General features: G+C 39.3%; 22 protein-coding genes and 3 pseudogenes. 16 read left to right on the top strand and 9 right to left on the bottom strand.

The features are described from left to right. Positions 1-201 precede the first annotated feature (201 nt). Positions 202-753 carry a peptide deformylase gene (gene def, locus OMHG_RS07060; protein ID WP_010649577.1) on the bottom strand — a complete coding sequence of 184 codons (552 nt, stop codon included), beginning with the start codon at positions 751-753 and terminating at the stop codon, positions 202-204. 309 nt (positions 754-1,062) lie between these two features. Between def and OMHG_RS07055 the strand changes: the two genes are divergently transcribed. The 5 genes and pseudogenes from OMHG_RS07055 (at position 1,063) to lpdA (ending at position 6,931) form a co-directional block, all read left to right on the top strand. Further along, positions 1,063-1,722 (top strand): YkyA family protein, encoded by a 660-nt coding sequence (locus OMHG_RS07055; protein WP_010649575.1) that lies wholly within the window; start codon positions 1,063-1,065, stop codon positions 1,720-1,722. A gap of 483 nt (positions 1,723-2,205) precedes the next feature. Then, positions 2,206-3,249: a pyruvate dehydrogenase (acetyl-transferring) E1 component subunit alpha gene (pdhA, locus tag OMHG_RS07050; RefSeq protein WP_237566174.1), complete on the top strand. Its 1,044-nt coding sequence runs from the start codon at positions 2,206-2,208 to the stop codon at positions 3,247-3,249. A gap of 3 nt (positions 3,250-3,252) precedes the next feature. Beyond that, positions 3,253-4,231 (top strand): annotated as a pseudogene (locus OMHG_RS07045) (alpha-ketoacid dehydrogenase subunit beta). 24 nt (positions 4,232-4,255) lie between these two features. Continuing rightward, positions 4,256-5,521: a dihydrolipoamide acetyltransferase family protein gene (locus tag OMHG_RS07040; protein ID WP_010649566.1), complete on the top strand. Its 1,266-nt coding sequence runs from the start codon at positions 4,256-4,258 to the stop codon at positions 5,519-5,521. Between the two features lie 3 nt (positions 5,522-5,524). Next, positions 5,525-6,931: a dihydrolipoyl dehydrogenase gene (gene lpdA / locus OMHG_RS07035; protein WP_010649564.1), complete on the top strand. Its 1,407-nt coding sequence runs from the start codon at positions 5,525-5,527 to the stop codon at positions 6,929-6,931. Here lpdA and OMHG_RS07030 read toward each other — a convergent pair. After that, positions 6,879-7,355 (bottom strand): YbbN family protein, encoded by a 477-nt coding sequence (locus tag OMHG_RS07030; protein ID WP_010649563.1) that lies wholly within the window; start codon positions 7,353-7,355, stop codon positions 6,879-6,881. The genes lpdA and OMHG_RS07030 overlap by 53 nt on opposite strands. A 350-nt stretch (positions 7,356-7,705) precedes the next feature. Between OMHG_RS07030 and OMHG_RS17815 the strand changes: the two genes are divergently transcribed. From OMHG_RS17815 to OMHG_RS07020, 3 genes are all read left to right on the top strand, one after another. Continuing rightward, complete coding sequence (locus tag OMHG_RS17815) at positions 7,706-7,813, top strand: GapA-binding peptide SR1P (protein ID WP_010649560.1); 108 nt, start codon at positions 7,706-7,708, stop codon at positions 7,811-7,813. Between the two features lie 144 nt (positions 7,814-7,957). Then, positions 7,958-8,914 (top strand): NAD(P)H-dependent flavin oxidoreductase, encoded by a 957-nt coding sequence (locus OMHG_RS07025; protein ID WP_010649558.1) that lies wholly within the window; start codon positions 7,958-7,960, stop codon positions 8,912-8,914. A gap of 14 nt (positions 8,915-8,928) precedes the next feature. Next, complete coding sequence (locus OMHG_RS07020) at positions 8,929-9,195, top strand: UPF0223 family protein (RefSeq protein ID WP_010649556.1); 267 nt, start codon at positions 8,929-8,931, stop codon at positions 9,193-9,195. Here OMHG_RS07020 and OMHG_RS18280 read toward each other — a convergent pair. Then, positions 9,172-9,627, bottom strand: a complete 456-nt coding sequence (locus tag OMHG_RS18280; RefSeq protein WP_147629026.1) for a hypothetical protein — start codon at positions 9,625-9,627, stop codon at positions 9,172-9,174. The genes OMHG_RS07020 and OMHG_RS18280 overlap by 24 nt on opposite strands. Positions 9,628-9,661: 34 nt before the next feature. On the opposite strand from OMHG_RS18280, the gene OMHG_RS19235 reads away from it, so the two are divergent. Next, the gene (locus tag OMHG_RS19235) at positions 9,662-9,790 is read left to right on the top strand and encodes a hypothetical protein (RefSeq protein ID WP_272913371.1); all 129 of its coding nucleotides are present in this window, start codon (positions 9,662-9,664) and stop codon (positions 9,788-9,790) included. Positions 9,791-9,842: 52 nt separating this feature from the next. Here the strand turns inward: OMHG_RS19235 and OMHG_RS07015 are convergent, their stop codons facing one another. Then, positions 9,843-10,466, bottom strand: a complete 624-nt coding sequence (locus OMHG_RS07015) for a YktB family protein (protein WP_010649554.1) — start codon at positions 10,464-10,466, stop codon at positions 9,843-9,845. Positions 10,467-10,722: 256 nt separating this feature from the next. Here OMHG_RS07015 and OMHG_RS07010 point away from each other — a divergent pair, with 256 nt between their 5' ends. Both OMHG_RS07010 and OMHG_RS07005 read left to right on the top strand, forming a co-directional pair. Beyond that, the gene (locus tag OMHG_RS07010; protein WP_010649552.1) at positions 10,723-10,920 is read left to right on the top strand and encodes a hypothetical protein; all 198 of its coding nucleotides are present in this window, start codon (positions 10,723-10,725) and stop codon (positions 10,918-10,920) included. Positions 10,921-11,051: 131 nt separating this feature from the next. Next, the gene (locus OMHG_RS07005) at positions 11,052-11,858 is read left to right on the top strand and encodes an inositol monophosphatase family protein (RefSeq protein ID WP_010649551.1); all 807 of its coding nucleotides are present in this window, start codon (positions 11,052-11,054) and stop codon (positions 11,856-11,858) included. Between the two features lie 5 nt (positions 11,859-11,863). Here OMHG_RS07005 and OMHG_RS18570 read toward each other — a convergent pair whose 3' ends face one another. Further along, complete coding sequence (locus OMHG_RS18570) at positions 11,864-12,034, bottom strand: DUF5325 family protein (protein WP_161603061.1); 171 nt, start codon at positions 12,032-12,034, stop codon at positions 11,864-11,866. 150 nt (positions 12,035-12,184) lie between these two features. Here OMHG_RS18570 and OMHG_RS07000 point away from each other — a divergent pair, with 150 nt between their 5' ends. Further along, positions 12,185-12,487 carry a YlaH-like family protein gene (locus OMHG_RS07000; RefSeq protein ID WP_010649549.1) on the top strand — a complete coding sequence of 101 codons (303 nt, stop codon included), beginning with the start codon at positions 12,185-12,187 and terminating at the stop codon, positions 12,485-12,487. A 97-nt stretch (positions 12,488-12,584) separates the two neighbouring features. Here OMHG_RS07000 and OMHG_RS17810 read toward each other — a convergent pair whose 3' ends face one another. The 3 genes from OMHG_RS17810 to OMHG_RS06990 all read right to left on the bottom strand — a co-directional run bounded on the left by OMHG_RS17810 (position 12,585) and on the right by OMHG_RS06990 (position 14,211). Beyond that, positions 12,585-12,788, bottom strand: coding sequence for a YlaI family protein (locus tag OMHG_RS17810; protein WP_010649547.1), 204 nt, complete (start codon positions 12,786-12,788; stop codon positions 12,585-12,587). Positions 12,789-12,964: 176 nt separating this feature from the next. After that, positions 12,965-13,582, bottom strand: coding sequence for a YhcN/YlaJ family sporulation lipoprotein (locus OMHG_RS06995; protein WP_010649545.1), 618 nt, complete (start codon positions 13,580-13,582; stop codon positions 12,965-12,967). A gap of 155 nt (positions 13,583-13,737) precedes the next feature. After that, positions 13,738-14,211, bottom strand: coding sequence for a hypothetical protein (locus OMHG_RS06990; RefSeq protein ID WP_010649543.1), 474 nt, complete (start codon positions 14,209-14,211; stop codon positions 13,738-13,740). Between the two features lie 168 nt (positions 14,212-14,379). Here OMHG_RS06990 and OMHG_RS06985 point away from each other — a divergent pair, with 168 nt between their 5' ends. From OMHG_RS06985 to pyc, 3 genes are all read left to right on the top strand, one after another. Beyond that, positions 14,380-14,664, top strand: a complete 285-nt coding sequence (locus OMHG_RS06985) for an Fpa/YlaN family protein (RefSeq protein ID WP_010649541.1) — start codon at positions 14,380-14,382, stop codon at positions 14,662-14,664. Between the two features lie 208 nt (positions 14,665-14,872). Further along, positions 14,873-16,063 carry a putative lipid II flippase FtsW gene (ftsW, locus tag OMHG_RS06980; protein ID WP_010649539.1) on the top strand — a complete coding sequence of 397 codons (1,191 nt, stop codon included), beginning with the start codon at positions 14,873-14,875 and terminating at the stop codon, positions 16,061-16,063. Continuing rightward, positions 16,051-19,494, top strand: coding sequence for a pyruvate carboxylase (pyc, locus tag OMHG_RS06975; RefSeq protein ID WP_044476815.1), 3,444 nt, complete (start codon positions 16,051-16,053; stop codon positions 19,492-19,494). The genes ftsW and pyc overlap by 13 nt, the downstream gene beginning before the upstream one ends. Positions 19,495-19,516: 22 nt before the next feature. Here pyc and OMHG_RS06970 read toward each other — a convergent pair. After that, positions 19,517-20,445, bottom strand: a pseudogene (locus OMHG_RS06970) (COX15/CtaA family protein). A 466-nt stretch (positions 20,446-20,911) separates the two neighbouring features. On the opposite strand from OMHG_RS06970, the pseudogene OMHG_RS18565 reads away from it, so the two are divergent. Continuing rightward, positions 20,912-21,153 (top strand): annotated as a pseudogene (locus OMHG_RS18565) (protoheme IX farnesyltransferase); the annotation flags it as partial.

Genomic DNA, 21,153 nt, shown 5'->3' with positions numbered 1-21,153 from the left:
AATAATTTCTCACCAATCTTTACATATCTTTATCATTTACACAGATTGAAATCTTATACATTTTGCTTGTTGCTTTCCACGTTTCATCATAAGGCAGGCAAGCCTTGCATTACTTTTTTCGTCATCTTGCACGGGGAGGATTTCCGAATTAGCATAGCCATCATAAAAAAACGTGCCTGTTGAAACAGGCACGTTGAAAGTTTAATCGATTGCAACTGAATTTTCAGGAATGGCAAAAGGATTTTCTTTATTGATGTGGTCATAAAACATAATGCCATTTAAATGATCGATTTCATGCTGGAATACGATAGCTGGGTATCCCTTTAGTCTTAATTTTATCGGATTGCCGTCTGCATCTGTTGCCCGGACAGTAATCCGTGCATGCCTCGGCACATATCCTTCTATTGGGCGATCGACTGATAGGCAGCCCTCTCCAGAAGCCAAATAAGACTGTTCTACTGAATGACTGATAATTTTGGGGTTCACCAGGCCATAGCTGTATAACTTTCCGTTGAAATCTTCAAAATGAATCGCAATCAGTCTCTTTTCGATTCCGAGCTGTGGTGCAGCTAAGCCGACTCCAGCCCTCAAATCATATTTCTTTGCTGTTTCTTCATCCTGGCTGTTTATGAGGAATTGAAGCATTTCTTCCAGCAGTTTCTTTTCTTCTTTACTGATAGGCAAGCCTACTTCAGCGGCAGGTTTTTCCAAAGAAGGATGTCCTTCTCGTACAATATCATCCATTGTTATCATCATGCATTACTCCTTAATTGATATAATATATAATTTGCGAAATTTAAAACTGCAATGGCCGTTTTTTGACCTTTTGTTTTAAGATATACGAATTGAGGGTATTCAAAAGAAAGCCGGATCGTTTACATATCTTTTTGGCGAAAACTATGTTTCATCTACTTCAATTTAATATTTTAACATAACTTTGGTGAATAAATCATAAATTTGAAAGAGAGCATATTAGTCAAAGGTATCCATTGATTTTTGATGCATAGTTTATGGTATAATCTAACAATATTAACGAAATGGAAGCTATAGGAGGAAGAAATCGTGCACTTGAAGAAATTATCATTTATTCTCTTAATTACTCTAATCGCTCTATTAACTGCTTGCAGCAGTCCGTCGACTGAGGAACAGATACATAGTCATTTAGAAGAAGCGGTAAATCTTGAAGAGGGTTTTGAAAATCAACAGGAAGAAATCACAGACCTCGAAGTTCAGGAACAAGAAATATATAACCAGATTATCGACCTTGGAATGGAAGATTTCGAAAAAATCAAGGAGCTTTCTGAACAGGCGCTGGGAACGATTGACGAACGAGAAGAGAAAATAGAGCTTGAACGGGAAAGCATTGAAACATCCCAGGAAGAATTTGTGAAAATTGAAGATCTGATTACCGAACTCGATGATGGGACGGCAAAGGAAAAAGCAGAAAACATGTATGAGATGATGAACAAACGTTATACTGCATACGGACAATTAAATGATGCGTATGTAACGTCTTTGGAACAGGAAAGAGAATTGTACCAGATGCTTCAGCAGGAGGATATTGAGCAGGAGACACTGACAGAACAAATCAATGCTATAAACGAAAGCTACGAGAAAGTTCTCAGCTCCAATGAGGAATTCAATAATTATACAATGGAATACAATGAGTTAAAGAAAGAATTTTATGAAGTGGCAGAGCTGGATGTAACGTATGAACAGTAACGAATAGAAAATGGGAATCCAACATGGATTCCCATTTTTTGTTTTATATGGACATTTTACAGAATGGTCCGAGTGCCTAATCTAGAATCAATCCATTATACCTTCCTCATATTAATACAGATTCGACTGTTAAATATAACAGCTTTGCTTCCAGATGGATTTTGATTAACTACAATATGAAAATCCTTTCATTTGAGTTATTAGTAGATGCAAACTAATTGACCGAATAAGGGAAATGGGCTAATATTTAGTGGTAATCATAATTGTACCAATTTCCTTTACAAAAGAAGTGTAACAGGGTAGAATTTATTGTAGCAGTGATTACCATCAACTCAAACAGGGTACACGATTTATATGATAAATTTTGTACAGATTTTTCTTGTTATGGGTAGGCTATGAAAGACAATAATAAATGGGTATAAAGAAAGGACGAGGTGAACTATTTTGAAACATGTACTTGAAAATATCGAAAGTCAGTTCGAAATGTTCCAGATTCTTAATGAAGATGGGAAGATTGTAAATAAAGCTGACATGCCGGATTTATCTGATGAGGAATTAAAGGAATTAATGCGCCGCATGGTCTATACACGTATCCTTGATCAGCGTTCTATCGCTTTGAATCGTCAAGGACGACTAGGATTCTATGCACCAACTGCTGGTCAGGAAGCTTCACAGCTGGGCAGTCAATTTGCTCTGGAACAGGAAGATTTCATTCTCCCTGGATACCGTGATGTACCGCAATTGATTTGGCAGGGTCTTCCTTTATACCAGGCATTCCTGTTTTCAAAAGGACACTTTCACGGTAATCAGTTCCCTGAAAAATTACATGCGTTAAGCCCGCAGATCATTATTGGAGCTCAATATGTCCAAACTGCCGGTGTAGCATTGGGAATGAAAAAACGCGGCAAGAAAAATGTAGCAATCACATATACAGGTGACGGTGGTACATCTCAAGGAGATTTCTATGAAGGAATCAACTTTGCAGGTGCATATAAAGCGCCGGCTATTTTCGTTGTTCAAAACAACCGCTTTGCAATTTCCGTTCCGGTTGAAAAACAGACAAACGCTAAAACATTGGCACAAAAATCAGTGGCGGCAGGAATTGAAGGAATCCAAGTAGATGGTATGGATGTTCTTGCAGTCTATGCAGCTACAAAAGACGCTCGTGACCGTGCTGTAAACGGCGAAGGGCCATCACTTATTGAAACATTAACATATCGTTTCGGTCCGCACACAATGTCCGGTGATGATCCAACACGCTATCGTACAGAAGAGCTGGATAACGAATGGGCTAAAAAGGATCCATTAGTTCGCTTCCGTAAATTCCTGGAAGGTAAAAAACTATGGTCTGAAGAGGACGAAAACAAAGTTATCGAAGAAGCAAAAGAAGATATTAAAAAAGCGATCAAAAAAGCAGAACAACAACCAAAACAAAAAGTAACAGATTTGATCGGCAATATGTATGAAGAACTTCCTACAAATCTGCAGGAGCAAATGGAAATATATAAAGAAAAGGAGTCGAAGTAAATCATGGCACAAATGACAATGATTCAAGCAATCACTGATGCAATGCGCACAGAACTAAAAAATGATGAAAACGTGCTTGTATTTGGTGAAGACGTTGGTCAAAATGGTGGTGTTTTCCGAGCTACGGAAGGATTGCAGGATGAATTCGGTGAAGAACGTGTATTTGACACCCCATTAGCTGAATCAGGAATTGGCGGACTTTCAATCGGACTGGCTTTGCAAGGATACCGTCCAATTCCGGAAATTCAATTCTTCGGCTTCGTTTATGAAGTAATGGATTCAATCAGCGGACAGATGGCACGGATGCGTTATCGTTCTGGCGGCCATCACCATGCTCCAATTACAGTTCGCGCACCTTTTGGCGGTGGAGTGCATACACCGGAGCTTCACGCAGATTCATTAGAAGGTCTTATTGCACAGCAGCCTGGTATTAAAAGTTGTAATACCTGCAACACCATATGAAGCGAAAGGGTTATTAATCGCTTCCATCCGCGATAATGATCCAGTAGTATTTTTAGAGCATATGAAGCTGTATCGTTCATTCCGCGGGGAAGTTCCGGAAGAAGAATATACTATCGAACTTGGTAAGGCAGATGTGAAAAGAGAAGGAAAAGACGTAACGATCGTTTCTTACGGCGCAATGGTGCATGCGGCATTGAAGGCAGCAGAAGATCTTGAAAAAGATGGTGTAAGTGCAGAAGTTATCGACCTTAGAACTGTATCCCCAATAGATTATGACACCATTATGGAATCAGTTAAGAAAACAAACCGTGTGGTTGTTGTTCAGGAAGCACAGCGTCAAGCGGGTGTAGCTGCAAACGTTATTGCAGAAATCCAGGAAAGAGCTATCCTTCATCTTGAGGCACCAGTATTGCGTGTAACAGCACCAGATACAGTGTATGCATTCTCAGATGCGGAAGAAGTTTGGCTGCCAAACCATAAAGATATTGTTGAAAAAGTAAATACTGTAATTAATTTCTAAAATAGATTGGGAGGTATTCTTAATATGGCTTTTAATTTTAAATTGCCCGATATTGGTGAAGGAATTCACGAAGGTGAAATAGTAAAATGGTTTGTTAAAGAGGGCGACACAGTAAAAGAAGACGATGTACTATGTGAAGTTCAAAATGATAAAGCGGTTGTGGAAATTCCTTCTCAAGTGGATGGTACGGTTACTAAAATCCATGTTGAAGAAGGAGCAGTTGCTGTTGTTGGAGATACATTGATCTCGTTTGACGCTGAAGGTTATGAATCAGAGGAAGAGCCACAAGCAGAGAAGCAAGAAGAGGCTCCTTCTGATGAAAAGACTGCAGATGAAAAAGCGCCTGAAACGGCAGAATCTAATGATACCGATGGAGCTCGCGTTATCGCTATGCCTTCAGTACGTAAATATGCACGTGAAAATGATGTGACAATCAGTGCTGTAACAGGATCTGGTAAAAATGGCCGTGTTCTTAAAGAGGATATTGACAGCTATCTGAATGGTGATGCATCAACTGACCAAGAGGAAACTAAAACAGATTCATCTGAAGAAACAGCATCAGCAGCACCAGTGGCTCCACAAGGACAATATCCGGAAACACGTGAGAAAATGTCCAATATCCGCAAGTCAATTGCCAAAGCAATGGTTAACTCTAAAACGAAGGCACCACATGTTACATTGCATGATGAAATTGATGTGACGGAGCTTGTAGCACACCGTAAGAAATTCAAGGCAATTGCAGCCGAGCAGGAAATCAAGCTTACTTATCTGCCATATGTCGTCAAAGCACTTGTTTCAGCATCCAAGAAATTCCCAATTCTCAACTCCATTATTGATGAGAACACAGAGGAGATTGTTCAAAAGCATTACTATAACATTGGTATTGCTGCAGATACAGATAAGGGATTATTGGTTCCTGTCGTTAAAGATGCAGATAAAAAATCAATTTTTGAGATATCTTCTGAAATTAATGAATTGGCAGGAAAAGCCCGTAGTGGTAAACTGAAACCAGATGAGATGAAAGGGGCTTCAAACACCATTTCAAACATTGGTTCAGCGGGCGGACAATGGTTTACACCTGTCCTGAATTATCCTGAAGCAGTAATTCTTGGAATCGGCCGTATAGCTGAGAAGCCAATCGTTCGTGATGGGGAGATTGTCGTTGCTCCAGTTCTCGCTTTATCTTTAAGCTTTGATCATCGTATCGTTGATGGTGCTACTGCACAACAGGCGTTAAACCAAATTAAACGATTGCTGAATGATCCACAACTAATTATGATGGAGGCGTAGGTAATGGTAGTAGGAGATTTTCCGATAGAAGTAGGAACATTAGTAGTTGGAGCAGGCCCTGGTGGGTATGTTGCAGCAATTCGCGCAGCACAATTAGGACAAAAGGTAACGATTGTCGATAAGGGTGCTCTTGGCGGAGTATGTTTAAACGTTGGCTGTATTCCATCAAAAGCATTAATCCAGGCTGGACATTTGGCTGAAGGTGCACATGGTTCAGAAGATCTTGGGATCAAAACAGAAAATGTAACAGTGGATTTTGCTAAAGTACAAGAATGGAAAGGATCAGTAGTTAACAAGTTAACTTCTGGTGTCGAAAGCCTTCTTAAAGGAAACAAAGTAAACATCGTTAAAGGTGAAGCATACTTTGTTGATCACAATACAGCGAAAGTTATGGATGAAAAATCCTCCCAGACATATAAATTCGATAACTGTATTATTGCGACTGGTTCTGCACCAATTGAAATTCCGACATTTAAATTTTCTGATCGTGTTCTTGATTCCACTGGAGCACTGAATTTGAAAGAAATTCCAAAGAAATTGGTTGTTATTGGTGCCGGTTATGTCGGCAGTGAATTAGGATCTGCTTATGCAAACTTTGGAACAGAAGTTGTGTTCCTAGAGGGTGCTAAGGATATTCTAAGCGGATTTGAAAAACAAATGACTCAGCTTGTTAAAAAGCGTCTGAAAAATAAAGGTGCTTCCATCATTACGGAAGCAATGGCTAAAGGTGTCGAGGAAACTAAAGACGGCGTAAAAGTAACATATGAAGCTGGCGGGAAAGAAGAAACAGTTGAAGCTGATTATGTATTGGTAACTGTTGGCCGTCGTCCGAACACTAGTGAAATCGGTCTTGAACAAGTAGGAATCGAAATGGCTGATCGTGGACTTATTAAAGTTGACAAACAATGCCGTACAAGTGTGGAAAACATTTATGCAATCGGTGATATCGTTCCAGGACCCCCGCTTGCACATAAAGCATCTTATGAAGGTAAAATTGCTGCTGAAGCAATCAGCGGTGAAAAATCCGAAGTGGATTATATCGGAATTCCTGCTGTTGCCTTTACAGAGCCTGAGCTTGCTACAGTTGGTTTGACTGAGCAGGATGCAAAAGATGCTGGCTATGATGTTAAAGTGGGTAAATTCCCATTCGCAGCAAATGGCCGTGCATTATCACTGAACAATAGTGATGGATTCCTGAAGCTGATTACACGTAAAGATGATGGATTAGTAATCGGTGGACAAATTGCTGGACCAAACGCTAGCGATATGATTTCTGAAATCGGCCTTGCTATTGAAGCAGGAATGACAGCGGAAGATATTGCGTTAACTATCCATGCTCATCCAACTTTAGGTGAGATTACAATGGAAGCGGCAGAAGTTGCCTTAGGAACTCCGATTCACATGATGTAAAATTAAATGCTGAAATAACATAAGGATGCCCATATTCGCGGGGCATCCTTATGTTATTGTCAGCTAATGTAATCTCCAGCTGTTCCTTTATTTCATGTTTGGGCATCTTTCCTGATAATTTGGCGATAGTTTCCCCGCTTTTCAGAATTACAAGTGTCGGTCCATCATTACTTTCTTTGATCCCCATTGCTGTAAGATCTTTCTCAATTTTATTCACATTGTTAAATTCTGATGGGTATTCCGCTTTTAACTCAATCATTGCATCAATATATATTTCATTCTTATCATCGACTTTATTCTCAGGAATAAATATTACATTGTAATCATAAGGATTAAATGTAATTACTTCAACTTCTCCATCCTCATTTTGACAGGCAGCAAGTACAAATAAAATAGAAATCAGTGTTGCAACTCTATAGATCACTTTTTATGCACTTCCTCACTCAGATTTTTGCTTCCTTCTTAAACTTAAGTTTATCAGATGAACGTAAGGCATTTGGTATTGTTATAAAACTGTTATCCAAATGAAATTGAATTGTCCACTATTAATTCGCTATCGAAATATGAATGTAAGAAATGTAATAAAATAATTGTTGCAGTCTCCATCCTATCAGTGTAAAAGCCACTCTTTAGTTTGGCTAATACAGACGATTTTAGAAGATAAATAAAATAACGTTATTTTTAATGTGTTATACTAATTAAGGGTTGATTATTCTTATGTGCCATATTATAATATGTATACGCTAACATAATTCAATTAAAGGAGATGGCTTAATGGGTACAATAATTTGTAAGGATTGCCAGCAAGTTATTGAACATTATGAAGAAGAGAAAGTAACAACTCTTTACGGAACATGTCCTTCTTGTCACGAACATAACTAATATTCAACGATGAGTTGCATCCTTTATGCAACTCTTTTTATTTTGCTAAAAGAGTGATTATGACCATTTATTTTCTTATCGGTATTGGTAATAGTATAATTAAAGCAGAGAAGTTACCGTAAACTATATTATAGGGGGATATAAATGAGTTTAAAAACAAGGGTGACAGAACTATTGAATATCGAATACCCAATCATTCAGGGTGGTCTTGCCTACCTTGCGTATGCCGATTTGGCTGCAGCAGTCTCCAATGCAGGAGGGCTTGGCCAGATTACTGCTATGAGCCTACAAAACCCAGAGGAATTAAGAAAAGAAATCAGGCGAGCTAGGACAATGACAGACAAACCGTTTGGGGTTAATTTTGCAATTGGTCAGCACGGCAGACCATTTGAACAAATGGTAAAGGTTGCAATTGAAGAAAAAGTTCCCGTCATCTCTGTAACAGGCGGCAATCCAAAAGGAGTATTGGACCTAATTCACGGACATGATATTAAAAAGCTTGTACTTGTTGCTGCTGCAAGACAGGCAGAAAAAGCCGAGGAGCTAGGAGCAGATGCAGTTATGGTTGTTGGACAGGAAGGTGGTGGCCATCTCGGAAGGGGAGACGTTGGTTCATTCATACTGACTCCTCAAGTTGCAGAACGTGTGACGATCCCTGTAATAGCTTCCGGAGGGATTGTGGATGGGCGCGGTTTAATGGCGGCATTAAGCTTAGGGGCTGAGGGGATTGAAATGGGCACAAGATTCATTGCCACAAAAGAAACACAAGCACATACAAATTATAAGCAAGCGATTCTTGATGCAGCAGAGACTGATACTGTCGTAATTAAAAGGTCAATCGGTGCACCTGCCAGAGCATTGCGAAATGAATGGACAGAGCATATCCTGGAAATTGAGAAACAGGAAGCTGGTTATGATTCTTTGAAAGAATACATAAGCGGCAAAGCAAATCAAAAATACATTAACGAAGGAGATGCAACGGAAGGATTTGGCTGGGCCGGACAATCGGCAGCAAGAATCCATGATCTTCCTACCGTACAAACTCTAATACAACGTATTATAAAAGAAGCAGAAGCAATAAAAGATAAATGGAGCAATTGAGGTGGATTGAGACAATGAATTATGGATATCCGATAGATGAGACATGGTCTACAAATGAAATCATCGATGTTGTAAATTTCTTCAGCATGATTGAAAAAGCACATGAAAAACAAGTAAGCAGACAGGAACTTCTGATAGTATATAACCGTTTCAAGCAAATCGTCCCTTCAAAGAGCGAAGAAAAGAAGCTTTTTGCAGAGTTCGAAACAGCTTCAGGATATTCAAGCTACAGAACCATAAAAAAAGCAAAATCATCATCAGAAGCAGTTATTAAAATGTAAAATCCGGGAAAGCGCGGAATAACGCCGGGGAGCGCGGAATAATCCAGGAGAGCGCGGAATAATCGTGAGAACCGCGGAAAAATCGTGGAAAGCGCGGAATAATCCGGAGAAGCGCGGAATAATCGTGGAAATCGCGGAATAATCGAGGGGATCGCGGAATAATCCGGGAAAGCACGGAATAATCGTGGAAAGCGCGGAAAAAACCGGGGGAGCGCGGAATAATCGTGAGAACCGCGGAATAACACCGAGAAGCGCGGAAAAAACCGGGAAAGCGCGGAATAATCCGGGAAAGCGCGGAATAATCCGGGAAAGCGCGGAATGATCGAGGGAATCGCGGAATAATCCGGAGAAACGCGGAATAATCGAGGAAAGCGCGGAATAACTCCGAGAACCGCGGAAAAACGCCGAAATCCCGCGGAATAGAATAATCACGGGAAGCGAACTACAGTGGCTATATATTCCTGATATGAATAATAAAATCGCCTGGCTCGTATTATTGATTGCTACGTTAGCAACAATCACGAGAGAGGCGATTTTTTTGGTTGGGTCTTATTCGTTTTTCTTTGCACTCGATGTTCCGTTATTAATGAGATGACGGTTCAAGTCCTGCAATGTAGATTATCCATTAAATGGCATCTTTTTCAGCATTATTGGTTACGGGAACGTAATGCTAATTGATAAAACGGGATCAGTGTATCGTATGTTTCTTTAACCACTTCTATAAATTTATCTCCGTCGTTCAATAACGGATCATTTGCGCTGAAATGGCGGCCGATTAAAAATTCAGCCTTTTTAACATCTCTGAATCGTTCGAGATGTTTCATTTCCAGTTCGTCAATCTTGAGGGAATCCTTTTGCATATGATCAAGAGATATGACATAGGAATCAGGTAACTGTTTTATTTCATCAAATTCTTCGATAAAAGCTTCAGCAATCTCTTTTTTGTTTGGCAATTCATAAATGAGTGCCAGCCATATGAAAACATGGTCATCAAATAATCCCAACTGAAAATGCGGGTGTTTTTTATATCCTCGTTTGTTATCGGCTACCGCCATCCACGTATCCTTTGGTGGATTGACCGTTCTTCTTGCATGCTTTGCAATATGTAAATAAACCTCGTTGCCTAACTTAGCTGACAAATGATCAACAACTTCCGATCCAATTTCCTGAAATTTAGGCTGGATTCTTGACTGGATAGCTTCCATTCTTTCATCCAGGCCATCTATTGTAAATGTAGTAAAGTCTTTTTTCTCAAACCCGTGAAATGCCAAATGATTCATTCCTTCCTGATGCATAGATTATAATAATTATTATTAAGGATTTAGTCACGGAAGTCAAGTTCCGCCGACTTCGATAAAAAATAGGGATGAAATTCTCAGCTATGTTTAAAAATAAGGGCAATTGGGAAATGATTATAAAATAAATCAAAATCTTAAATAAAGTCACGAACAAAAAGATGCCGTAGTCATAGAATAAAGGAAAGACAGATGGATTGCATTAAACAAGCTATGAGAGGAAGTGGAAAAAATGAAGTATGTAATGGAAGCTTTAAGAAGGAAAGAGGCCCAGGAGAGATTACCTGTTATTCGAATGGAAATTGATTATGAACTTGTGACCCTTTACGATGCTATGCAGGAGAAAGACAAAGTGAAGATGATCAAGACCAAGGAACGGCTGGAAGATTTAAGAAAACAGATGCTTCAAATTGAAAATGAACACGAATAAGGTGCTGACCCCAATATGTATTGGAGCATTGCGATAATATTCGAATACATATTGGGGTCATTCAAATACAATGACGTACAGCCTCCACTTTGATACAATTAATGATACAGATATAAATTGGAGGTATTTACATGGATGTGGTGCTTCGTGATGAAATATATAAACAGGCTATAAAATGGGTACTGGAAGCCGGTGAATCCATTAGAGACAAGATGAATGATCCACTGGACATCGAGACGAAATCGAATGCGAACGATCTTGTCACTAAATTGGATAAGGAAACCGAGCAATTCTTTGTAGAAAAGATTAAAGGGACTTTTACAGGCCACTCCATTATAGGAGAAGAGGGCTATGGTGATGACCTTAAAAACCTCGATGGAACAGTCTGGATAATTGATCCGATTGATGGCACGATGAATTTTGTCCATCAAAAAAGGAATTTTGCTATTTCGGTAGGAATCTACCAGGATGGTATAGGCGAAATAGGCATCATATATGACGTTATGGAAAATATCTTATATCATGCCAAAAAAGGTGAAGGTGCGTTTAAAGACGATAAAAGGCTATCTCCACTGAACGAGAAATCAACTATAAACGAAGCAATTATTGGGATGAATCACTTCTGGCTATGTGAAAATAGATTAATCGATGAAAAGGTCATGCAGCAATTTGTGAAGGATATACGGGGCACTAGGACATATGGTTCGGCTGCGCTGGAATTCGCCTATACTGCTGAAGGAATTGTTGACGGCTATATATCGATGAACCTTTCTCCATGGGATATTGCTGCAGGAATGATTCTGGTGAAAGAAGTGGGTGGTGTTACAACGGATATCAATGGTGGCGAACTTGATATGCTGAATAAATCATCTATCCTTACGTGCAACATATCGATTCAGCATAGAATCCTTGCCTATATGCAGAAAGGAAGAAAATGACTATGTCACTTTCTTCCTTTTTTCATGGAGAAACCATAGCCAAAAAGTCCAAATGCCAATATTAGAAATAATAAAATAAGCCAAATATTACGTAAGGCAATCGAGAAAGCTACTAATATCAACATAACAATGACTAAAACAGCCAAAAACAGCATAGGAAAATTAATGTTTTTCATTAAAGCACCTCTATTTCTATCACCAATAGTATATATCAAAATATGAAAATCTTCAAAAATAACTCTCTAATAGATTTTCAAAGAACTGGCATGAACCGGAAAGATTTAGTATGATGGTAAAAGGGTTTATTTAGATAGTGGGGGATTTATATGGATGCATTTGTATTTGATATGGTAGTGGAAATCAACGGCGGCATTGAAAATATATTTTGGATATTTTTTGTGATAAATTTCATTTTATGTGCGATTGCATATGAGCTTGGGTTTGCCAGGAAACTTCCTGTTGGGAAAACTATTTTCGTTTATGTGATGCTGCTGATTGGTACTTTTATCTTAACTATCTTCACAACGGTTATGAAGATGCCGACAATAGAAAGTCTTTCTGTCATCATATTAGTGCTGGCAATATACAGATTCAGACTTTATAAACAAAGATCAGCAAATAAACAGTAATAAAAAAACGCCTTTACTGATGCGGGCCGATAAGTTGGACAACAAAAAGTCTAACTGAAGGGGCTCAGACATCATAGGCGTTTTTTAATATAGGAATTTATAGGTATTGATCCACTTTTTTATTTTCGCGATACAATCTGAATTTCCCTGTAGTTAAGCGCTTGTTGGTCCTATCCTCAATTCGATCATAACAGGGAGTGCACAGATACATATAAATTCTTCTGTTTCTCAATCTTTTCGCTTTTAAAGAATAATCCTCTATTTCTTCCACTTTGTCGCAAAGAGAACATTTGACTTGCATAATTTCACCTCAACCCAGGGTTTAGTATTTCTTAATCTGTAGTATATCATAAGATAGGTAGCTAATAGAAGAAGTTACACTGGATCCGGGTTTAAATGAGTAGAAAACGAATCATAAGAAAAAGGTTTCCTGAGTGGGAAACCTTTTTAATCGGCCTGAGGCTGTTTATTGTAAATTTATTGATTTGAATCTGAGCTGTTTTTATGCTGGTTGGATTGGTCATCCTGGATATCATCTAATCTTTGTTCATCTTCTTCATCTATAATTTCCTTATTTTGGTCAGGCTCTGGGGCTCGGTCCTCGTCTGCTGGAAATTCAGGCATATAGCGACCGACAATCGCTGCTAGCTCATCGACAACTCCTTGGACTGGATGACCCTGGCTTATTTTATTTCCCATACCTTCAATTCTCTCCATGACATCGCCATCTGCAACGACTACCGCGGTTTTTCCATAGGGATCATGGTACAATGCTTCGGTGACCGAATATTTAATAGTTCCTACCCTTGAACGGTCAAGATCTTTGTCGACATCAATTGCGACAACCGTATATGGACCGGCTACAACTGCTGATGCTTGATTAACGTTAGGGATATCGGATGCGATTTCAGCCAGATGTTCCGCAATCTCATTGTTATCTAAATCAGGATTCTGTGATGGATCAGAATTCTTAACTTGCACGATTCGGTCCGTATTCGGGTCTTCACTGGCCAATGGATCATCCTCTTGCCCTTGATTACATGCAGACAAAAACAATACGATAGCCAGTAAAAGTATATTTAATTGCAGGTTCATGCAGCATACCTCCTCGATTTAATAGCTGATGAACTTATTTTGGTTAAATTGCTTAAAAATATACTCTTGAAAGGAGCTAGATTCTGTTCACAGATAAAAAATATATAAAAAAGTCTGCTTCAACAGCAGACTTTGATTAATTGATGACTATTTTTTTATTTTTTAATGGGACTTTCGACGTTTGAACCGTCCTTATAATAAAAGTGGACCGGTCCATCATCTCTTAAAGGCTGCCCATCCAGAGCAAATAAAAAATATCCATTTGTCAGTTCGTCAAGCGTAACCGTCACATCATCATCTGCACTTGTTACAAGTGTTGCATCAATAGCGTCCGATTTTATTTCGGCATTTGTTATGAAGTCATGCAATGGCATCACATAGGAATTGGTCAAAATTGCTTCTCCCTCAAGCTTGGAGATGCTTCTATTAACAGGCGGCCGATTCATTTTCGTATCGAGAACTTCCCTGTTAAATCTCTCTGAAGCTGTTTGCAATGGGTCAATCTCTTCTTTCTCACTGCCCTGAGTTGAAAATGCTTCTTCCAATAAAATCTTTCTGTCGTCAAATATCCAGACGGTAGGATCTAAAGTTATGGAGTAGGAGACATTTCCGGTAATTGGTACGATCATTATATTCACCCCTAATTATGTATCTTCATTTAGAATATCAGACATTATTGATAATTTCATTCGTAATGAATTATTTTTATATAAATTTCCTTGTTTTATTTGCATTTTCCAGTAGCTAACGATAATATAATATAAAAGAAAGTCTTTTAAGTGGAGGGGATCCAATTGATGCCTGAGGTGACTACTATAGATCATCGTGAGAAAGCCCACGCCCTTCTTAAGGCTGACGCTGACAACATTTTACGACTCATTGAAGTTCAAATAGAAAATCTGACGATGCCGCAATGTCCGGTTTATGAGGATGTACTGGACACGCAAATGTTCGGTCTTTCAAGGGAAATTGATTTTGCTGTGCGTCTGAACTTAATCAGCGAGAATGAAGGTAAAGCGCTTCTTGAGAATCTGGAGAAGAAGCTTAATATACTGCATGAAGCTTCCCAAAAATCTTTATGATTTATCGCTCATGCAATGGCGTAACGGTACAATGAAGCAAAAACTTTGCCAGCATATAATTGGCAAGGTTTTTTTGTTTAAAGTACTTTGCCTATTAATGAGTCGGTCAAAATAAAAAGAGATAAATAGACATCCATTAATGGATTTTGGTCCGCAGATAAATGGATTTAAGACCTTGTTTAAATTACATATGTTAGGGAGAAGCAGAATGATACAGAAATGGAAAGATTATGATTTTACACTTATCATTACACCTATACTCTTGGCTTGTTTCGGAATAGTCATGATCTATAGTGCGAGTATGGTGACGGCAGTCGTTGAGGGGAATGAAAGTACGTATTATCTTGTCAGGCAATCGATTTGGTTTGGACTGGGCGCAGCGGGTTTTATTTTCTGCAGTATTTTCCCATATAAATATTATCAAAAGTTAATGAAATTCATCATTCTGATTATCGTATTTTTGCTGGTTGCCGTTTTGTTTTTTGGTAATTCCGTTAACAATGCCAAGTCATGGTTTCAAATCGGGCCATTCAGTATGCAGCCGGCGGAGCTCGCCAAACTGGGGATCATAATGTATCTGGCCTCGGTGTATTCGAAAAAGCAGTCATATATCAATGAATTCAATAAAGGAGTCCTGCCGCCGCTGATTATGACCGGAATTATTCTGGGATTGGTCGTGATGCAGCCGGATATTGGAACTGCATCGATTATTTTCCTGATTGCGTGTTCCGTAATCTTCAGTTCAGGTATTAGGTTAAAGCATTTATCGATTCTGATTGCGGTCGGCCTTGGTCTGGCGCTGCTGGCGGTTCCGTATATGGTGACAGACGAGAGACTCTCGCGTTTTACAGGTGCATATAAGCCTTTTGAAACTCCTGATTCAGATGGATACCAATTGATTCAATCTTATTTAGCGATTGGTGTAGGGGGTATGAATGGAGAAGGATTAGGGCATGGTGTGCAGAAACTTGGATACTTGATGGAGGCGCATACAGATTTTATTATGGCAGTAGTTGCCGAGGAATTAGGTTTTATCGGGGTGCTGATTATAGTAGGAATGCTGGCAATCATCGTTCTGCGAGGGATTTTTATTGCTAGAAAATGTAATGATAGTTTCGGTGCTTTAATGGCAATCGGGATATCTTCCATGGTTGCAATCCAGGCATTTATCAATCTGGGAGCAATCAGCGGGCTGCTGCCGATTACCGGGGTTCCGCTGCCGTTTGTCAGCTATGGTGGTTCATCACTTCTGATTATGTTGATCTCTATGGGGATCTTAAATAATATTGCAATGTATGTTAAGAAGCAGGAAAATGGGGAAACAGAGGAGAAAGCAGAAGGAAGCAGAAACAGAAGCACTATTAATTACAATAGGGGTGGAAAAAGATGGCAGAATTGAAAAATATCAACAAGGTACTTGTAGCAAACCGAGGGGAAATTGCGATCCGGGTGTTTCGCGCTTGTACGGAACTGAATATCCGTACGGTGGCTGTATATTCAACAGAGGATTCAGCCTCCTTTCATCGTTTCAAAGCAGATGAGGCATACCTGATTGGCCAGGGCAAAAAACCAATTGATGCCTATTTGGATATAGAAGCAATCATTGATTTGGCTAAAGAGGTAGATGTTGATGCAATCCATCCTGGATATGGATTCCTGTCAGAAAATATTAACTTTGCAAGGCGCTGTGAAGAAGAGGGAATTATTTTTATCGGGCCGACAAGCGAGCATTTAAATATGTTCGGTGACAAGGTGAAGGCCAGGGAACAGGCCGTCAAAGCGAACCTGCCTATTATACCTGGCAGTGGCGGTGCAGTTACTTCAATTGATGAAGTTGAAAAGTTCGGTCAAAAATACGGATACCCGATTATTATTAAGGCGTCTTTAGGCGGCGGCGGTCGCGGAATGAGGATCGTCCATGAGGAAAAGGAAGCCAAAGAAGCCTATAACCGGGCAAAATCAGAAGCAAAAGCTGCGTTTGGAAATGATGAGATATATCTGGAAAAATTCATTCAAAATCCCAAACACATAGAAGTACAGATTCTTGGCGATAAGCATGGTCATATTGTCCATTTGCATGAAAGGGACTGCTCCGTTCAGAGAAGGCATCAAAAGGTAATAGAGGTTGCACCAAGCCTTTCATTGACAGATGAGCGCCGCAATGAGATTTGCAAAGCGGCAGTTGACTTGATGAAAAATGTCGGTTACGTTAACGCCGGCACTGTTGAATTTCTCGTCACACAAGATGAATTTTATTTTATTGAAGTAAATCCACGTGTTCAAGTGGAACATACCATCACAGAACTTATTACTGGATTGGATATAGTACAGACTCAACTAAAGGTTGCCGATGGGCTAAGTTTGCATGACCCGGCAGTCGGAGTGCCAAATCAGGAAGATATCAAGATTAACGGATATGCCATTCAATCAAGGGTAACAACGGAAGACCCATTAAATGACTTTATGCCGGATACCGGAAAAATAAATGCATATCGTACTGGTGGGGGATTCGGCGTCCGTCTCGATGCTGGGAACGGCTATCAGGGCGCTGTGATTTCACCGCATTATGACTCATTACTCGTGAAAGTTTCCACATGGGCGCTGAGTTTTGAGCAGGCTGCAATCAAAATGGTTAGAAATTTGAAGGAATTCAGAATTCGCGGAATCAAAACTAATATTCATTTTTTGGAAAATGTTATTTTGCATGATAAATTTCTTTCTGGTAAGTATGATACGACTTTTATTGATAAAACACCGGAATTGTTTGTATTTCCAGCAAGGAAAGACCGTGGTACGAAGATGCTTACCTACATCGCAAATACAACACTAAACGGTGCTGAAGGATTGACCAAAAAGGAGAAACCATCCTTTTCTCCATTGCTGATACCGGAAGTGGATCGACATCAAGAGATTCCAAATGGAACAAAACAGATACTCGATGAGCATGGTCCAGAGGGACTGGCAAAATGGTTAAAGGAACAAGATGAAGTCTTGCTGACCGATACGACATTCAGGGACGCACATCAATCGTTGCTTGCCACGAGGGTGAGAACGAACGATTTGCTGCGGATTGCTGAACCGACTGCACGTTTAGCCCCCAATCTCTTTTCCGTTGAAATGTGGGGCGGAGCTACATTTGATGTTGCTTACAGATTCTTGAAAGAGGATCCATGGACAAGGCTTATAAAACTTCGTGAAAAAATGCCTAATGTCTTATTTCAGATGCTGCTTCGGTCAAGTAATGCAGTAGGCTATAAAAATTACCCTGACAATCTTATTCGAGAGTTTGTTGAGAAAAGTTCTAATGCAGGGATAGATGTATTCAGGATATTCGACAGCCTTAACTGGGTTGAAGGAATGAAGCTTGCTATCGAATCTGTTCGCGAGAGCAATAAAGTTGCCGAGGCTGCTATTTGCTATACAGGGGATATCCTGGATAAAGGACGTAAAAAGTACGATCTGGATTATTATAAAAATATGGCCAAAGAGCTGGAGGCATCCGGTGCACATGTATTAGGAATTAAAGATATGGCAGGATTATTGAAACCGGAAGCGGCCTACCAATTGATATACGCTTTAAAAGAGACAATCGACCTTCCAATTCATTTGCATACACATGATACAAGCGGGAATGGCATATTGACATATACTAAAGCAATAGAAGCGGGTGTCGATGTAGTAGATATAGCTGCAGGTCCAATGGCAGGATTAACCTCCCAGCCAAGTGTCCAAACACTTTATCATGCACTTGAAGGCACTAGCAGGCAACCGGGAATTGACATTGAAGCATATGAAGGACTGTCCCATTATTGGGAAGGGATCAGAGGGTATTACCAGGATTTTGAAAGTGGAATGAAGGCTCCGCATACAGAGGTCTATTTCCATGAGATGCCAGGCGGGCAATACAGTAATCTGCAACAGCAGGCTAAGGCTGTCGGACTCGGGAATAGATGGAATGAAGTCAAAACAATGTTTAGGAAAGTAAATGATATGTTTGGGGATATTGTTAAAGTTACGCCTTCTTCTAAAGTAATCGGTGATATGACCTTATTTATGGTGCAAAATGGCCTGACAGAGAAAGATGTATATGAAAAGGGAAACACGATAGACTTTCCGGATTCTGTAATCGAATTTGCACAAGGGTATATCGGTCAACCGTATCAGGGAATACCTGAGAAACTGCAAAAAATAATCCTTAAAGACAGAGAGGCTATTACTGTACGGCCGGGTGAATTGCTTGAACCTGTGGACTTTAAAGAGGCCAGGGAAGAGCTATTCCAATCATTAAATCGTCAAGTAACAAGCTTTGATTTGATTTCACACGCCTTATATCCTAAAGTTTTTATGGATTATACGAAGTTCTGTGAAACATATGGTGATATGTCTGTACTGGATACACCTACTTTCTTCTATGGAATGAAACTGGGTGAAGAAATAGAAGTTGAGATAGAGAAAGGCAAAACACTGATTGTCAAATTGGTCTCCATTTCGGAACCGAAAGAGGATGGGACACGTGTCTTTTACTTTGATTTGAACGGTCAATCTCGTGAAATCAGAATAAGGGACAATAGCCTTGAATCAATGGTTGCCACAAAGCCAAAAGCAGACAAGTCGAATACCAAACATATTGGTGCCACGATGCCCGGAACAGTGCTTTCGGTTAATTGTTCAAAGGGTGATGCGGTGAATAAAGGTGCCCATTTGCTTACGAATGAAGCTATGAAAATGGAAACTACTATTCAGGCACCATATTCAGGAGTGATTAAAGAGATTCATGTCGGTAGCGGAGACACTATTGAAGTCAATGATTTATTAATAGAATTTGAGTAATGATAAAAAAACAGGAAGCAAATTATGATTTGCTTCCTGTTTTTTCATGTTTTCCGCTTCTTGTGGATAATAGCACAAAATAACTAATCATTCCAAAGTAGCAAGAGATAACCAGTGCATGCATCAAAGCTACACCGAGATTTAATAGGGTAAAAATAATCATTGCACCAAAGAAAACCTGCAGGAATATAAGAGAGCAGGCGATTATCCATCCCCAATACATAATTTTACTGGATCGATAATATTTGATAATCCTGATTGTAAGCAGCAGCGTCCATATAAGAAGAATAGCTGCTGTTAGTCGATGTCCCATTTGCACCCATTGATTAAAACTATAGCCAGAAAATCCAAGGGGAGAAGTATTCGTACAGAAGGGCCAATCAGCACACACGAGGTTTGATTCGGTATGTCTCACCAATGCCCCTGTATAAACAACGGCCATCGTGTAGAGCGATAACGCATAAATTTCTATACGGTGTTTCTTTTTGATAAATAAAGATGCACTATCAAATTTCTTATCGATTTCAAAAATCAGCAGCATCAAAAGGAATATAGATGCGAAAGATATTAAAGATATTCCGAAATGAGCCGCCAGTATAAAGTCGGATTGACCCCACATCACTGCCGCTGCCCCAATCAGAGCCTGAAGAAAAATAAAAAAACGGAGCAAAACGAAAGGAATTTCACTTCCCTTACATTTCCGATTTTAACCCATGAAAGAACCGCGAGAGCGACCACAACGATGCCTACTATACCCGTTACGGCTCTGTGGCTTAACTCAATTACCATTTCAAAGGTAAATGTGCTCGGTACTACCTCACCCTCACATAGCGGCCAGCTTTCTCCGCATCCATCTTGTGAGCCGGTCTTCGTAACTAACGCGCCGCCAAGCAGAATCAGCAGCATCCCAATTGTTGCGATTACTGAAAGGATTTTTAAATATTTTATCATACCAATATAGCCTCACTTTAATGAATAAATAATAAATCATTTCTTTTCAATAGATTAATAATAATATTAGTGATAGTCCAATGCAATGAAATAAGTTCGAAAACTTGCTGAAACACATAACTGTAATAGTATCATGTTTAGGGCTTGTTTTCACTAACCAGATAAAAAAGTCTTGCATAAATCGCCTTTGTTTGCTAGAAATAGTATAGGGATGACTGTTGTCAATTCAGTGCAAGTACATGTATTAGTGGATGTAGTACATATTTTACTTTCTTTTTAACAATTGTTATTGTTTCACATTTTCGACACATACTAATGGGGAATATGTTGTAAAATGTTACAAGTAGGTTAATTAGATTGTAAATTAAATTCGTGATACAATTAGAATGGATATCAGAATACAAATTATTATGTGGTATTCTGATTATTATCATGTCTTTTTGCCCGGATTTGAAGGGGGGATAAAATGAATAAAGTAGAAACACCATATACTGAAGTGATCGGAAATGCTGCTGTATCGAATAAGCAAAAAATTTCCAGGTTCATTTCAGAAATAAAAGCACTTATTAAAATAGGTATTGTGAACTCGAATTTAATAACTACCATTACCGGATTCTTGCTGGCAGTTCATTTTACTGACTCTTCCTTTATAAATAATTGGGGAACCTTTCTACTCACAGTGATTGGGAGTGCATTGGTTATTGCCGG

The sequence above is a fragment of the Oceanobacillus massiliensis str. N'diop genome, from assembly GCF_000285495.1.
Classification (GTDB): Bacteria; Bacillota; Bacilli; order Bacillales; family Amphibacillaceae; genus Oceanobacillus; species Oceanobacillus massiliensis.
This window is presented reverse-complemented; position numbering and strand designations above follow the sequence as displayed.